This window comes from Streptomyces sp. NPDC087844, assembly GCF_044742785.1.
GTDB lineage: Bacteria > Actinomycetota > Actinomycetes > Streptomycetales > Streptomycetaceae > Streptomyces.
Map to the genome: position 1 here is coordinate 1 of NZ_JBIUVD010000020.1, position 14104 is coordinate 14104.

Consider the following 14104-nt stretch of genomic DNA (forward strand, 5'->3'; position numbering starts at 1 on the left):
GCGGACGTTGAACTCGCCGCATGACCCCAGCAAGCCTGAATCACCCCAAACCCGACAGGGGTGCCTTGACGAAGGACATAGAGGCACCCCCCCCACCGGCCCGCACCCGGCAAACGACCGCCCCCTCAAGAGGCGCGGGGAACGGCACGAACGACCCCCGCCGGCCCGTACCCGACCAGCAGGGCCGGTCCTTCAAAACGGCTCAGCTCACCGCAGACGTCTCGTTGAGCGACCGCACACTCGCGTTCCCGTCCGCGTAGTACGCCACCTCCGACAGCGAAGCCGCCGACAGTTCCATCCGGAACAGCGACTCCGGCGGGGCGCCCAGAGCCAGCCGAACCAGCGTCTTGATCGGCGTGACGTGCGAGACGACGAGCACCGTGCGGCCCGCGTACGCCGCGAGCAGCCCGTCGCGGGCAGCCGCCACGCGCCGGGCGACCGCCGCGAAACTCTCGCCGCCGCCGGTCGGTTCCGCGTCCGGTGAGGCCAGCCAGGCATTCATGTCGTCCGGATGGCGCTCCCGTACCTCCGCGAAGGTCAGGCCTTCCCAGGCGCCGAAGTCCGTCTCGCGGAGGCCGTCCTCGATCCGAACGTCCAGGTCCAGCCGGGCGGCCGCGAACTCGGCGGTTTCGCGGCAGCGGGTCAGGGGTGAGGACACGATGGCCTCTACGGTGCCGCGCGCGGCGAGGGCGGTGGCGATGCGCTCGGCCTGGTGTCGGCCGGTGTCCGAGAGGGGCGGGTCGCTCGCGGCGACGGCACTTCCGCCGGCACTCCCGCCGCCACCCCCACTCACGCTTCCGCCGCCGCTTCCGCCCTCACTCCCGCTTCCGCTCCCGCTTCCGCTGCCGCTCCCGCTTCCGCTTCCGCTTCCGCTTCCGCTTCCGGAGAAGCGTCTCTGTGGGGTGAGGGAGGTCTCGCCGTGGCGGAGTAGTACGAAGGTGGTGGGGGTGCCCAGGTCTGGGGGGCTGGTCATTTTTGACTGCCTGTACGTCGGTGTGACGGGGGTTGTCGTTCGGCTGACGGCCGGTTGTGGGCTGGCCGCGCAGTTCCCCGCGCCCCCTGCGGAGCCCTGGGGGCCCAGGTGACCCTGGGGTCCCTGGTGGCGCCCTGAGGGCCCTCCGCGACGCGAGGGTCCGGGATCGACGTTCGGCGGCTAACCACCGGCCATGGCCGGCCGCGCCGTTCCCCGCGCCCCTTGCGGGCCCCGCCTGGGGTCCCTCCGTCCGGGGCGCGGGCCCTACCGGCAGTTCGCGCGGTCGCGGGTTCCCTACAGGCCCGACTCCGACGTGCGGATCAAGATGCGGCGGCAGTTCTCGCAGCGGAGGACCTGGTCAGGGGCCGCCGCCTTCACCTCGTTGACCTCGGTAATGTTCAGCTCCAGGCGGCAACCCTCGCAGCGGCGCTGATAGAGGCGGGCCGCGCCTACGCCGCCCTGCTGCTCGCGGAGCTTCTCGTAGAGCTTGAGGAGGTCCGCGGGGACCGAGCCCGCGACGACCTCGCGCTCCTTGGTCAGCGTCGCGCTCTCGCCGTCGAACGACTCGTAGGACGCGTCCCGGCGGCTCGTCGCGTCGTCGATCTTCGACTGGACGGACAAGACCCGCCCGGTCAGTTCGGCGACCCGCTCCTGCGCGGACTCACGGCGCTCCATGATCTCCAGGACGACGTCCTCAAGATCTCCCTGCCGCTTGGCCAGCGAGGTGATCTCGCGCTGGAGGTTCTCCAGGTCCTTGGGTGACGTGGCGGCACCGGAGTCCAGCCGCTGCTGGTCGCGCGAGGCACGCTGGCGCACCTGGTCGACGTCCTGCTCCGCCTTGGTCTGCTCGCGGGAGCAGTCGCTCTCCTCGGTCTGGGCGGCGACGAGCAGGTCGCGCAACTGCGTGAGGTCCTTGGTCAGCGACTCGATCTCGTCGTGCTCCGGCAGCGACCGCCGCTTGTGGGCCAACTGCTGAAGGCGGGCATCGAAGGACTGGACGTCGAGAAGTCGGATCTGGTCGGCGGGCGCGGCGTTCAGTTGGGGGCTCCAGGTGAAGGGGAGTGGGAGTTCCACGGGTCGGTGACCGTCTTCGAGACATGGACCCGCAGGTCCCAGCCGTGACGGTCGGAAATCTCGTCGAGCTGGGCTGCGGCCAGCTCGCACCAGGGCCACTCGGTGGCCCAGTGCGCCGCGTCGAGCAGCGCGAGAGGACTGTGGGCGCGGGCCTCCGACGCCGGGTGGTGGCGCAGGTCCGCGGTGAGGAAGGCGTCCACGCCGGCTGCGCGTACGTCCTCGAAGAGGCTGTCGCCGGAGCCGCCGCTGACCGCGACGGTCCGCACGATCGCGTCCGGATCGCCTGCCACCCGGATGCCCTGCGCGGTGGCGGGCAGCCGCTCCGCCGCACGCGCGGCGAGCTCGCGGACCGTGATCGGGTGGTCCAGCGCGCAGACCCGGCCGAGGCCCCTGCGGCCCTCGGGGTCGGCGGGGTCCGGCACCAGGGGGCGTACGACCCGCAGGTCCAGCGCGCCCGCGAGGGCGTCACTCACCCCCGGGTCGGCGCGGTCGGCGTTCGTGTGGGCGACATGCAGCGCGATGTCGTTCTTGATGAGGGTGTGCACGACCCGGCCCTTGAAGGTCGAGGCCGCCACCGTCGTCGTACCGCGCAGATAGAGCGGGTGGTGGGTGACCAGCAGGTCCGCGCCCAGCTTCACCGCCTCGTCCACGATCTCCTGGACCGGGTCGACGGCGAACAGGACACGGGAGACCTCCTGGTCTGGGTCTCCGCAGACCGTCCCGACCGCGTCCCATGCCTCCGCGCTCCCGGGGGGCCAGAGGGCGTCGAGCGCGGCGATTGCTTCAGACAGACGGGGCACGAACAAAAGGCTACCTGCCTTGTGTCCCCGCCCTACCGGTCGCGGGTTACTTGACCAGCCGCGACCATGCGACCCCGCGCCGCCCGCCAGTCCCACCGCCTGCTCGGCGCGGTGGTCCCGGCCCACTTGGCGAAGTGGTCCCGGCCCACTTGGCGAAGTGGTCCCGGCCCACTTGGCGAGGTGGTCCCGGCCCACTTGGCGAGGTGGTTCCCGAGGTCTTCGCGCACCTCGTCGGCCGAGGCCGCGGTCACTCCGAGGCCGCGGTCACGCCGAGGGCGAGATACCGGGTCTCCTCGGGTACGTCCTCGGCCTGGACCCTTTCGATCGCGTCGAGCCTCTTCCGGAGCGGGTTGCCCTCGGTGCTCGCGCGGTCGGTCTTCTCCGCGTCGCCGGAGACGCCGGTGAGGGTCCGGTCGGCGTCCGCCTCGTCGATCCGCGTCGGGTCGATCTCCGCCACCCGCCACGCGGTCGTTGACCTGCTGGTTCTTCGGGCGCGGGTGGCGACGTCCCGAAGGATCGGACGATGAAGGCCGATGAAGCTCGATGACGGCCGATGAAGTCCGATGAAGATGAAGGACGTCTTCGCGCAGAGGCGGATCATGCCCGTCAGGTAACGGAGCACGGTGACGGTCGGCTTGTCGGGGCCCAGCTCGTCACCGAGGGCCTCGGCCCTCTGGCGGCGTGCGGTTCGCTGCCGAGGCGCAGGTCGCACTTGGGCGGCCGTGACCATCGGCACCTCCACTCCCGTCGAGCACACCCGCCCCCGTTCCCTCAGGTGAATCGGAAGGTGGCCACTCTTATGCGTGAAAGGGCTGCCCGCAGGTCCCACGTCTGTGCGTGCGAAAACTAGTTTCGTCGCCGGAGGTGACCGAACGATGGCGGCCTGTGCGATCGAGTCCGCGGCGTCCGAGAACGAAAGGGCCACGCGGGCAGGGTGCGTGATCACCGTCGACGGGGCCTACGCGGCCCGGCTGGCCCGCAGCGGCGAGTCCTGGTTCCCGGAGCGCTGGACGCTGGACGGCCCTGAACCCTATGCCGTGCCCCTGGCGGGCAACCAGCCGGAGGAGCCCGGCACGGAGGTGCTGCCGATGGCGGACGGGCGGGTGCTCATCCGCCGGTTCACCGACGGGCGGCACGCGTTCTCCCTGCTGTACCCGACAGGCCCCGGGACGGGCGAGGTACCGCTCGGCGCGGTGGAGTGCCCCGAGCCGCGCACGGAGCTGCGGCTGCTGCCGCCCGCTCCGGGCGGCACCCGGGCGTACGCCCTTGCCGTGGGCCCGGGTTCGACCGCCGTGTGGCTGGTGGCGGGCGGCACCTTCGGGCCCGAGCATCTCGCGGAGGTGCCGGGCCGCTGCTCGGGCGGCGTGTGGCTGGGCGGCGGGGACCGGCTGCTCGCGCTGGACCGGGAGTCGCAGGGCAGGACCAAGACGGTGGTGGTCGATCTGGAGCGCGGGGGTGAGGTGTCGCCGCTGCTGCAGATCTCCGAGGAGAGCAACGACCGGCTGTTGCTCGCGGACGCGGACAGCGGGCTGCTCCTGATCCGCTCGGACGCGCCCTCTCCCGGGCAGGAGCGTCTTGGCTGGGGTGTGCTGGGGAGCACGCTGCCGGTCCGGTTCCCGGAGTGCCTTCAGCCGGCCGGCTGCACGGTCACGCCGTTCGCGATCCAGCCGGGTCTGGTGCTGACGCCGGAGAGCTGCGGGGTCGCGCTGCGGATCGACGGTGACGGTGTCGGTGGTGTCGGTGGTGGCGGTGGTGTCGGTGGCGGTGGCGACGGCGGTGGCTCGGGCAGCTGGCTCGGAGTGTGGCGCCCGGCGGAGCGCCACCTCCACCAGCTCCCTCCGCCCGAGGGCTGGCTGACCGGTTCCGGCCGGTGGACCAGGGACGGGGTGCTGCAACTGCCGTACGCGACAGGGGCTGTGCCGTGCGGGGTGGCACGGGTCGAGGCATCCACCGGCCCGGGGGCCCCGGCCAGTACGGGGGAGGCGCCGCGGGGGCCGTCGGAGCCGGAGCCTGCGCCTGCGCCTGAGTCGGGGGTGGCCCGCCCGGTACCGCTCCAACAGGCACCACTGACGGCCCGAGCGGTCGCAAGCGCCTTCGCGGGCCGCCGGGCGGCGCAGGCGGCGGGGAGGGGGCGGGGGCCGGGCGGGGCGCCTTACCGGGCACCGGACGGGGCTCAGGACTGGCCGTTGGATCGGGCGCAGGACTGCGCTCCGGATCGGCCGTTGGATGGGGTGCCGGATCGGGCTCCGGACCGGCCGTTGGACCGGCCGTTGCACCGGGTGCCGGATCGGACTCCTGGGGTGGCTTGGGGTGGGGGTCCGGATGTAGTTCCAGAGGGAGGCCGGGACGCGGCTGCGAGCGTCGCTCGCACCGGGGCGCCGGACGAGACCCGGGGCGGGACTCCCGACTGGGCGCCGGACGAGGCACCGAGTGGGGGTGCCGGTGCTGGCCCCGCTTCCGGTTCCGGGCTCAGCCCTGGTCCTGGGCCCGAAGCCGGTCCTGGCCCCGGGCCCAGCTTCGGGCCCAGCTCCTCCCCCGGCCCCGCCAACACGCCCCATGTACCCAACACACCCAACACACCCAGTGCGCCCACCACACCCAGCATCCAACCCAGTAACACTCACCCGATCCCCGACGGCGTCCGCCCCCCTCCCCCCGAGCCGGTGCAGCCGCTACGTGTCGAGCGGGTCAGCAGCGAGGCGCCGGCGGAGTTCCGGGTGCTCCGGGTGGGCGTCGGGGGCGCTTCGTCTCTCAGTCCCCTCGAAGTGACCACCGAGTAGCCCCGACCACCCCTCGGGTCGGTCACAACCGACCGTTAGAATCTCCGGCGCTGTACCGAAGGATCTTGCTGACGGGGTGAATTCCAGATGAGCGAAACGAACACCATGGAGACGGCGGCCACCGACCTGCGGAGGACGTCGGCGCAGGCCGATGACGACGGTGGCCAGGGCCGGCACCGGGGGCCCGTCTCCGCACAGGAGGACGGGGCGATCCCCCGCGGCCGGCACCGCAGGCCGGCCGAGCAGTACGACCCAGGGGCCTGACCACCCTCGGGCCGCGACACGACACGGCCCCGTCCGACACTCGTCGGGCGGGGCCGTTCCGCGTGGGGGCGCGGAATTCCTGCTCAGTCGTGTCACTCGTGCTTCAAGCCCAGCACCTCCGCCGCCGCGAACGTCTCCCCCGGCGGCCGGTCCGCGTAGTGCGGAGTGAGCAGCGCGTCCAGTTCGTCGTAGGTGAAGGCGTCCTGCTTGGTGTCGAACTTCGCCGCCACCCGCGGCCGTTCGACGACGGCGACCATCCCGCCGTGCACGACGAGCAGTTGGCCGTTGACCTGTGCCGCGGCCGGCGAGACCAAGTAGCCGACGAGCGGGGCGACATGATCGGGGGCGAGCGGATCGAGCCGCCCCCCGACACCCTGTCCCTGCCTCTGCCCCTGCCGCTCTCCCTGTCGCTGCCCCTGCCCCTGTCCCGGTCTCCGTCCCTGCCCCTCCCCCGGCTCCTGGAAGCCCGCGAAGACGTCCGCCGTCATACGGGTCCGGGCGCGCGGGCAGATCACGTTCGCCGTGACGCCGTACTTGGACAGCGCCAGCGCCGTCGAGGTCGTCAGCCCGACGATCCCGCCCTTCGCGGCGGCGTAGTTGGGCTGTCCCGCCGAACCCGCGAGGAACGCCTCCGAGGAGGTGTTCACAATCCGCCCGTACACCGGCGCGTCCGCCGCCTTGGACCGTGCCCGCCAGTACGCGGACGCAAAGTGGGTGGTGTTGAAGTGGCCCTTCAGATGGACGCGGATCACCGAGTCCCACTCGTCCTCGGACATGGAGAAGACCATCCGGTCCCGCAGGATGCCCGCGTTGTTGACGAGGATGTCCAGCTGCCCGAACTCGGCGATCGCCGACTCGACGAGTTCCCGGGCCTGTTCGTGGTCGGCCACATCTCCGGTGTGCGCGACCGCGCGGCCGCCCGCTGCCCGGATCTCCGCGGCGACCTCCTCGGCGGGCCCTGCCGACGCGTCGCCGGAACCGTCCCGGCCGGACTGTCCGTAGTCGTTGACGACGACGGCAGCCCCCAGCCGGGCGAGTTCCAGTGCCTCCGCCCGGCCGAGCCCGCGCCCGGCGCCCGTGACGACCGCGGCCCGTCCCTCAAGTGGCAATGACATCGAAGTCCCCTCAGCTCGACCGACTGTGTTCCACTGTGACCAGACGTGACTGGACGGACGTATACGTGACCGGACGTGACCGGACGTGACCGGTGACCGGAGGTTCAGGACGGCCTCAGATCTCGATGCACGTGCGCAGCGAAACCCCCGTACGCATCTGGTCGAGCGCCTCGTTGATGTCGCCGAGCGGCACTCGGTGCGTGATCAGGCCCTCCAGGTCGATGCGTCCGGCGCGCCACAGCGCGATGGTCCGCTCGTAGGACCGCAGGACGTCCCCTCCGCCGTACATGGACGGCAGGATCCGCTTCTCGTCGAAGAACAGCTCGAACATGTTGAGCTGCAGGAAGTCGTCCATGGCGCCCGCGCCGACGACGACCAGCGTGCCGCCGCGGCGGGTGTTCTCGTACGCCGTGCGGGCGGTGGCGGAGCGGCCGACGACCTCGAAGACGTAGTCGAAGCCCTCGCCCGCGGTCACCGACTGCTTGGCGTCGGGGAGTTCGTCGGGCGAGACGGCCCTCGTGGCGCCGAACCTCAGCGCGGCCTCGCGGCGCGAAAGCACCGGGTCGACGGCGACGATCTCCGCGGCGCCCCGGAGCCGGGCGCCCTGGATCGCGGAGACGCCGACTCCTCCGCAGCCGATGACGGCGACGGACGAACCGGCCTCCACATCGGCGGTGTTGAGCGCGGCACCGAGTCCGGTGGTGACGCCGCAGCCGATGAGGGCGGCGATGTCGAAGGGCACGTCGTCCGGGATCGGCACGGCGCAGCCCGCGTCGACGACGACCTCCTCGGTGAAGGTCCCGGTGCCCGCGAAGCCGAACACATCGCCGCCGGGGCGTTTGAAGTTGGGTGTGCCGGCATTCATGAACCCGGCGAGACACAGCTCGGTCTGGCCGCGTTTGCAGGCGGGACACGCGCCGCACGCGGGCAGCCAGCAGACGACGACCCGGTCCCCGGCCTTGACGTTCGTGACGCCCTCACCGACCTCCATGATCTCGCCGGCTCCCTCGTGACCCGGGATGAACGGCGCGGGCTGCGGCAGCACCCCGGCCATCGCCGAGAGGTCCGAGTGGCACAGGCCGGTGGCCCGCACCCGGATCCTCACCCGGCCCGGCCCGAAGCCCGTCGCCTCGACGTCGTCGAATACTTCCAGCTTGTCCTGGCCGATCTCGTGCAGTACGGCTGCGCGCATGGTGCGGCTCCCCTCGGAAACGTACGTACGACACTCAGGTGTGCTCCACCGGCGCTCGCTCAGGCGTGTTCGACGACGGTGTCGGTGAGGACCGGCGCGTCGTCGCGTTCGGCCGCGCCCACCGTCACCCGGACCCGGCCGTCCTCCTCCCACATGCGGACGCGCAGGGTCTCGCCCGGATACACCACCCCGGCGAAGCGCGTGGCGCAGGAGCGGACCCGGGTGACATCGCCGCCGAGCACGGTGTCCACGACCGCCTTCAGCGTCATCCCGTACGTGCACAGCCCGTGCAGGATCGGGCGGTCGAAGCCGGCGAGCTTGGCGAACTCGGGGTCGGCGTGCAGCGGGTTCCAGTCGCCGGAGAGCCGGTACAGGAGCGCCTGGTCCTCGCGGACCGGGCGCTCGACCGTCCGGTCCGGCGCGCCCGTCGGTGGTGCGGGGCGCGTGGAGGGGCCGCGGTCGCCGCCGAAACCGCCTTCGCCGCGTACGAAGATCTGGGCGTCGTTGGTCCAGAGCGGCCCGTCCGCGTCGGCGACGTCGGTGCGTACGACGAGGATGGCGGCCTTGCCCTTGTCGTACACGGCGGCGATCCGGGCGGTGGCGACCGCCTCGCCCGCGACCGGGATCGGCCGGTGCAGTGTGACGGTCTGGCCGCCGTGCAGGACATGCGCGAGGTTGACGTCGACACCCGGCATGGAGAGGCCGCTGATCACGCCCGGGGAGCCCGCGCCCGCGACGGTCGCGAAGCTCGGCAGGACGTGCAGCCTGGACTCCAGGGTGTAACGCAGTTCGTCGGGGTCGGTCGCGGGGGTGTCCCTGTCGGGGTTCGCGCCGGCGCCGAGGCCGAGGTGGTACAGCTGGACGTCCTTGTGACCCCAGGCGATCCCGGCGGACCGGGGCTCGGCCGCGAGGGCCTGGGCAACGTCGATGGGCATGGGGCTCCTGACTGCCTCGCGGAAGACACTGGAGGACACGCGAGGACACGGGCGGGCGAATAAGGGCGTATGCGGGCTTACGCAAGCGGATACGTGCGGCTACGTGCTGACACATGCGGCTCCATGCGGCTCCATGCGGCTCTGTGCAGATACTCGCGGATACGTTCGGCTCCATACGGCTCTGTGCGGATACGTGGTGATACGTGCGGATACATGGGGATACGGGAAGACCTCGGTGCGGCCGTCCGCACCGTCGGCCGCACCGAGGTCGACTCTGGGCCGGGGGAAGCTGGAACCCGCCCGTTCTAGAACGCGTTCCAGTACCAGCGATCCCCTGTATAGCCGAGCCCCGGGCACATGTGAAGACTCCTGACGCCATGTCAGATAGCGTCGGGGCCTCGCACGCGCCCGGCCCTGGGCAGTGACATTTGTCCTGCCCGAGTCCGTACATGCGCATCTGCCGCGCCCCGCCCGCCGCTCCGTAGCGTCGTCCCCATGACGAAGACGGGGACAAGTACGAGTACTGGGACGAGTGCGAGTGCGAGTGCGAGGACAGCGGGGGCGAGGGCGGGGGCTGTCTCCCTCACCGGAGTGGTCAAGGCCTTCGGTGCGGTACGGGCTGTGGACGGTGTCGACCTGGAGACCGCCCGCGGCGAGACGGTCGCGCTGCTCGGCCGCAACGGCGCGGGCAGCTGTGGTTCCCACTGGCCCTCTTTCCCGGCTGGCTGCGGTCGTTGTCGTCCTACACACCCACGAACCGCTTCGCGCAGCGCAGCTCAATACGGCCGTCGCCGACGGGCGGGCGCCCGCGCTCGGAGCCGTGCTGGTGCTGACCGGCTGGCTGCTGGTCTTCGGCTCGTACGCTGTGGTCTCGTACCGCAGGACCGCGCTGACCGTCTGACCGTCTGACCGAAATCGGGATCGGGAACAGGGCAGAAAAGGGTTCAGGAACGGGAGCTGGGGATGTCCTGGTTGCGGAGCGTCAGTTGTCGGATGACCGCCCGGCCAAAGGAGCGGACCGGGCACAGGACCGAGAGGCTCCCTGAGCACCTGGGCCCGCCGCCCAGCGGTTTCGCGCTCCTGCCCTGGCTCCTCATGGGTATGGGCGCCTTCTTTTCGGGTGCGGGTGCGTTGTGGCTGGCCGCGCCGTTCCCCGCGCCCCCTGAATGCCAAGAGACTGCGCCGTTCCCCGCGCCCCCGAAAGTCCGAAGCCGAAGCCGGAGCCGGAGACTGGAGTCGGTGCCGCCTAGTGTTGGGGTGTGAATGAGATGCCCCGGGATCATCGGCCTGCCAAGTCCATTCGTGTGTTGCTCGCCGAGGATCAGGGGATGATGCGGGGCGCGTTGGCGCTGCTCCTCGGGATGGAGGCGGACATCGACGTGGTGGCGCAGGTCGGGACGGGGGACGCCATCGTGGGGGCGGCCCTGGAGTCCCGGCCCGATGTCGCACTGCTGGACATCGCACTGCCCGGCATCAGCGGTCTCGACGCCGCCGCGCTGTTGCGGGAGGAGACGCCCGACTGCCGGGTGCTGATCCTCACCACCTTCGGCCGGCCCGGTTATCTGCGGCGGGCCATGGAGGCGGGCGCGGCGGGGTTCCTGGTCAAGGACGGGCCCGTGGAGGAGCTGGCGCGGGCGATCCGCCGGGTGCTGACCGGGGAGACCGTCATCGACCCGGCACTCGCCGCGGCCGCGCTGGGCGCCGGGCCCAACCCGCTCACCGCCCGTGAGTGCGATGTGCTGAAGGCCTCGGCGGACGGGGCGACGGTCGCCGACATCGCGTCCAAGCTGCACCTTTCCGAGTCGACCGTGCGCAACTACCTCAGCTCCGCGATCGGCAGGACAGCGACCCGCAACCGCATGGAGGCCCTGCGGGAGGCTCGCCACCAGGGGTGGTTGTAGCCCCTCTGGTGGCGTGGGCACCGCGGCCTTGGGAGCTGACGTGCGTTGTCCTGTGCGGGTGCTTCGTGGCCGGCCGCGTCGTTCCCCGCGCCCCGCCCCTGAAAGCGGGGCTGCGCTCCCCGCTGCAGGGGGTGCGGTCAACTGCGCGCTCAGCCCTCACGCACCCGCAGCCGGCGACGCGCCCCGGCGGAGCCGTTCGGCAGCCACACCCACATCAGCACCGCCCCACCGAGCATCACCCCGCACCCGGTCCGGAACACCAGCGCATACCCCTCCGTCAACGCCCCCGGCAAGGGCTCCCCACCCGTCCGCGCCGCGGCGATCGTCGCCATCACGGACAGGCCGAGCGAACCCCCCATCGTGCGGGAGGTGTTCACCAGCCCCGAAACCAGCCCCGCGTCCCCCGCCTCCGCTCCCGACGTCGCCAGCGCGGCGAGCGGTGTCGCGGAGAGACCCGCGCCGAGCATCATGAGGATGCCGGGGAACATGATCGCGGTGAGATAGGAGCCGTCGACGGACATCGTGGACTGCCAGCCGAACCCGACCGCCGCCACCACCGCCCCGATCACCGCGACATTGCGCGCCCCGATGACCGGCATGAGCCTGGGTGCGGCCTTCGAGCCCAGGATCACCGCGAGCGAGCTGGGTACGAGAGCCGACCCGGCCTCCAGAGGCGTGTAGCCCAGCACGTTCTGCGCGTACAGCGTCATGAAGAACCACATGCAGAACATCGCCGAGCCGCACAGGAACATCGCCACGTTCGCCGAGGAGACGGACCTCAGCCGGAACAGCTTCAGCGGCATCAGCGGCGCCTTGGTGCGCGCCTCGACGAGCAGGAAGAGCCCGATCAGGGCGGCCCCGGCGGTCAGCGGGACCAGCGTCGCGGCCGACGCCCACCCCTCGGCCTCGGTCTGCACGATCCCGTACGCGAGGGTCGCGAGGCCCGATGTCACCAGTACGGCACCCGGCAGGTCGAGCCGCCGGCTGCCGCCGGCCCGGCTCTCGGTGAGCCAGAAGAGGGCGCCGAACAGCACCACGGCACCGACCGGCACGTTGATCAGCAGGACCCAGCGCCAGTTCAGCGCGTCGACGAGGAGTCCGCCGACGAGCCCGCCCGCCGCGCCGCCGCCTCCGCCGACCGCCGTCCACGTAGCGATGGCACGCGCACGCGGAGGCCCCTCGGGCACGGCCGAGGTCAGGATCGTCAGCGTCGAGGGGGCGAGCACGGCCGCGCCCAGCCCTTGCACGGCCCGCGCGGCCAGCAACTGCCACTCCGCCTGAGCAAGCCCTCCCGCCAGCGAGGCCAGTGTGAAGAGCGCCAGCCCGACCAGGAACATCCGCTTGCGCCCGTACAGGTCGCCCGCCCGGCCGCCGAGCAGCATGAAACCGGCGAAGGCGATCGTGTACGCGTTGACGACCCACTGGAGCCCCGGCGCGCTCAGCCCCAGGTCGGCCCGCATCGACGGCAACGCCACGTTGACGACCGACACGTCGAGGACGACGAGGAACTGGCCCGCGCAGGCCAGGGCGACCACCACCCAGGTGGGTGGCGCGGGGCGACGGGACACGGGTATGTCGGAAGTTGCGGCTGCGGTGGCTCTGGGCGGGGGCATAGAGGTCATGGTCGCAGTGGCCTCCTGCCCCGTACATCAGATTTTCGCCGCACGGCCGGTCCGCCGCAGGACCTAGGCCCGTCGACGGGTCCTTCGACAGGTCCGTCGACAAGCTCGTACGCAGGCCCGGGTACAGGCCAGTCCACACATCCGTCCGCAAGCCCGGGTACAGGCCAGTCCACACATCCGTCCGCAGGCCCGGGTACAGGCCCGGGGGCCGCTCAGGCGCGCCTGAGCAGTGTCACCACCGCCGCGCCCCCGAGCCCGATGTTGTGCGCGAGCCCCACGCGCGCGTCCGCCACCTGCCGTGCCCGGGCCTCGCCCCGCAACTGCCAGGTCAGCTCGGCGACCTGCGCGATGCCGGTGGCCCCCAGCGGATGCCCCTTCGAGATGAGCCCTCCCGAGGGGTTCACCACCCACCGCCCGCCGTACGTCGTGGCGCCCGACTCGACGAGCTTGCCGGACTCCCCGGGCTCGCACATGCCGAGGGCCTCGTAGGTCAGCAGTTCGTTGACGGAGAAGCAGTCGTGCAGTTCCACGACGTCGACGTCCTCGATGCCGAGCCCGGCGCTCTCGTACGCCTGCCGGGCGGCGGCCCGTGACATCGGCTGCCCGACGACGTCGACGCACGACCCGGAGGCGAACGACTCCTCCGTGTCCGTGGCCATCGCCTGCGCGACGATCTCCACGGCCCGCTCCCCCAGCCCGTGCCGCTCGACGAAGCGCTCCGACACGACGACGGCGGCGGCGGCCCCGTCCGAGGTGGGTGAGCACTGGAGCTTGGTCAGCGGGGAGTGGACGGTACGCGCGGCGAGGATCTCGTCGACCGTGTACACGTCCTGGAACTGCGCGTAAGGGTTGTTCGCCGAGTGCCGGTGGTTCTTGGCTCCCACGGCCGCGAGCTGCGCCTGGGTCGTGCCGTATCTCTCCATGTGCTCGCGCGCCGCGTTCCCGAAGATCTGGGCGGTGGGCGGCGTCATCTCGAAGCCGTGCCGGGCCGCCATGACTGCGTAGTGGCGAGCGACGGGTGACGTCTTGAAGTCCCCTCCGCCGGACCCTCCGCCAGACCCTCCGTCGGCCCCTCCGCCCAGCGCGCCGCGCGCCATCTTCTCGAAGCCCAGCGCCAGTACGCAGTCACTCGCGCCGCCCTCGACGAACTGCCGCGCGAGCATCAGCGCGGTGGCGCCGGTCGCGCAGTTGTTGTTCACGTTGTAGACGGGCACACCGCTGAGGCCGAGTTCGTACGCGGCCCGCTGCCCGGCCGTGGAGGCCTGGAAGCAGTACCCGACGGGGACCTGCTCCACCGCGTCGTATGTGATTCCGGCGTCGGTGAGGGCGCCGGTGCCCGCCTCCCGCGCCATGTCCCAGTACTGCCGGTCCCGCGTCTGCGGCTTCTCGAACTTGGTCATGCCCACACCGACGACGTACGCCTTCGCCCTGGCCTTCGCGCTCATGGC

General features: G+C 71.8%; 10 protein-coding genes and 4 pseudogenes. 5 read left to right on the plus strand and 9 right to left on the minus strand.

All coding sequences use genetic code 11. The annotated features are described in order from the left end of the window. Positions 1 to 202: 202 nt before the first annotated feature. From ACIOKD_RS31005 to ACIOKD_RS31020, 4 genes and pseudogenes are all read right to left on the minus strand, one after another. Positions 203 to 748 (minus strand): annotated as a pseudogene (locus ACIOKD_RS31005) (histidine phosphatase family protein); the annotation flags it as partial. A gap of 519 nt (positions 749 to 1267) precedes the next feature. Beyond that, positions 1268 to 2011 carry a zinc ribbon domain-containing protein gene (locus tag ACIOKD_RS31010; protein WP_402090853.1) on the minus strand — a complete coding sequence of 248 codons (744 nt, stop codon included), beginning with the start codon at positions 2009 to 2011 and terminating at the stop codon, positions 1268 to 1270. Continuing rightward, positions 2008 to 2847 (minus strand): Nif3-like dinuclear metal center hexameric protein, encoded by an 840-nt coding sequence (locus tag ACIOKD_RS31015; RefSeq protein WP_402090566.1) that lies wholly within the window; start codon positions 2845 to 2847, stop codon positions 2008 to 2010. The genes ACIOKD_RS31010 and ACIOKD_RS31015 overlap by 4 nt, the downstream gene beginning before the upstream one ends. A gap of 247 nt (positions 2848 to 3094) precedes the next feature. After that, complete coding sequence (locus tag ACIOKD_RS31020) at positions 3095 to 3559, minus strand: hypothetical protein (RefSeq protein ID WP_402090568.1); 465 nt, start codon at positions 3557 to 3559, stop codon at positions 3095 to 3097. Positions 3560 to 3722: 163 nt separating this feature from the next. On the opposite strand from ACIOKD_RS31020, the pseudogene ACIOKD_RS31025 reads away from it, so the two are divergent. Both ACIOKD_RS31025 and ACIOKD_RS31030 read left to right on the plus strand, forming a co-directional pair. Continuing rightward, positions 3723 to 4916: pseudogene (locus ACIOKD_RS31025) on the plus strand (hypothetical protein); the annotation flags it as partial. A gap of 798 nt (positions 4917 to 5714) precedes the next feature. Continuing rightward, positions 5715 to 5891, plus strand: a complete 177-nt coding sequence (locus ACIOKD_RS31030; RefSeq protein WP_402090570.1) for a hypothetical protein — start codon at positions 5715 to 5717, stop codon at positions 5889 to 5891. A 92-nt stretch (positions 5892 to 5983) separates the two neighbouring features. Here ACIOKD_RS31030 and ACIOKD_RS31035 read toward each other — a convergent pair whose 3' ends face one another. From ACIOKD_RS31035 to ACIOKD_RS31045, 3 genes are all read right to left on the minus strand, one after another. After that, on the minus strand, positions 5984 to 7006 hold the full coding sequence (locus ACIOKD_RS31035) for a 3-oxoacyl-ACP reductase (protein WP_402090572.1): 1023 nt from the start codon (positions 7004 to 7006) through the stop codon (positions 5984 to 5986). Between the two features lie 115 nt (positions 7007 to 7121). Beyond that, positions 7122 to 8198, minus strand: coding sequence for a Zn-dependent alcohol dehydrogenase (locus tag ACIOKD_RS31040; RefSeq protein WP_402090574.1), 1077 nt, complete (start codon positions 8196 to 8198; stop codon positions 7122 to 7124). A 59-nt stretch (positions 8199 to 8257) separates the two neighbouring features. After that, positions 8258 to 9133 carry a MaoC/PaaZ C-terminal domain-containing protein gene (locus tag ACIOKD_RS31045; RefSeq protein ID WP_402090576.1) on the minus strand — a complete coding sequence of 292 codons (876 nt, stop codon included), beginning with the start codon at positions 9131 to 9133 and terminating at the stop codon, positions 8258 to 8260. Positions 9134 to 9628: 495 nt separating this feature from the next. Here ACIOKD_RS31045 and ACIOKD_RS31050 point away from each other — a divergent pair. The 3 genes and pseudogenes from ACIOKD_RS31050 to ACIOKD_RS31060 form a co-directional block, all read left to right on the plus strand. After that, positions 9629 to 9823 (plus strand): annotated as a pseudogene (locus tag ACIOKD_RS31050) (hypothetical protein); the annotation flags it as partial. Next, positions 9820 to 10034, plus strand: a pseudogene (locus ACIOKD_RS31055) (ABC transporter permease); the annotation flags it as partial. The pseudogenes ACIOKD_RS31050 and ACIOKD_RS31055, both read left to right, overlap by 4 nt. 367 nt (positions 10035 to 10401) lie before the next feature. Beyond that, complete coding sequence (locus ACIOKD_RS31060; RefSeq protein WP_402090855.1) at positions 10402 to 11034, plus strand: response regulator; 633 nt, start codon at positions 10402 to 10404, stop codon at positions 11032 to 11034. A 149-nt stretch (positions 11035 to 11183) separates the two neighbouring features. Here ACIOKD_RS31060 and ACIOKD_RS31065 read toward each other — a convergent pair whose 3' ends face one another. Together ACIOKD_RS31065 and ACIOKD_RS31070 are read right to left on the minus strand one after the other, a co-directional pair. Next, positions 11184 to 12656, minus strand: coding sequence for an MFS transporter (locus ACIOKD_RS31065; RefSeq protein ID WP_402090578.1), 1473 nt, complete (start codon positions 12654 to 12656; stop codon positions 11184 to 11186). A gap of 212 nt (positions 12657 to 12868) precedes the next feature. Next, positions 12869 to 14101 carry a lipid-transfer protein gene (locus ACIOKD_RS31070; RefSeq protein WP_402090580.1) on the minus strand — a complete coding sequence of 411 codons (1233 nt, stop codon included), beginning with the start codon at positions 14099 to 14101 and terminating at the stop codon, positions 12869 to 12871. Between the last annotated feature and the right edge of the window lie 3 nt (positions 14102 to 14104).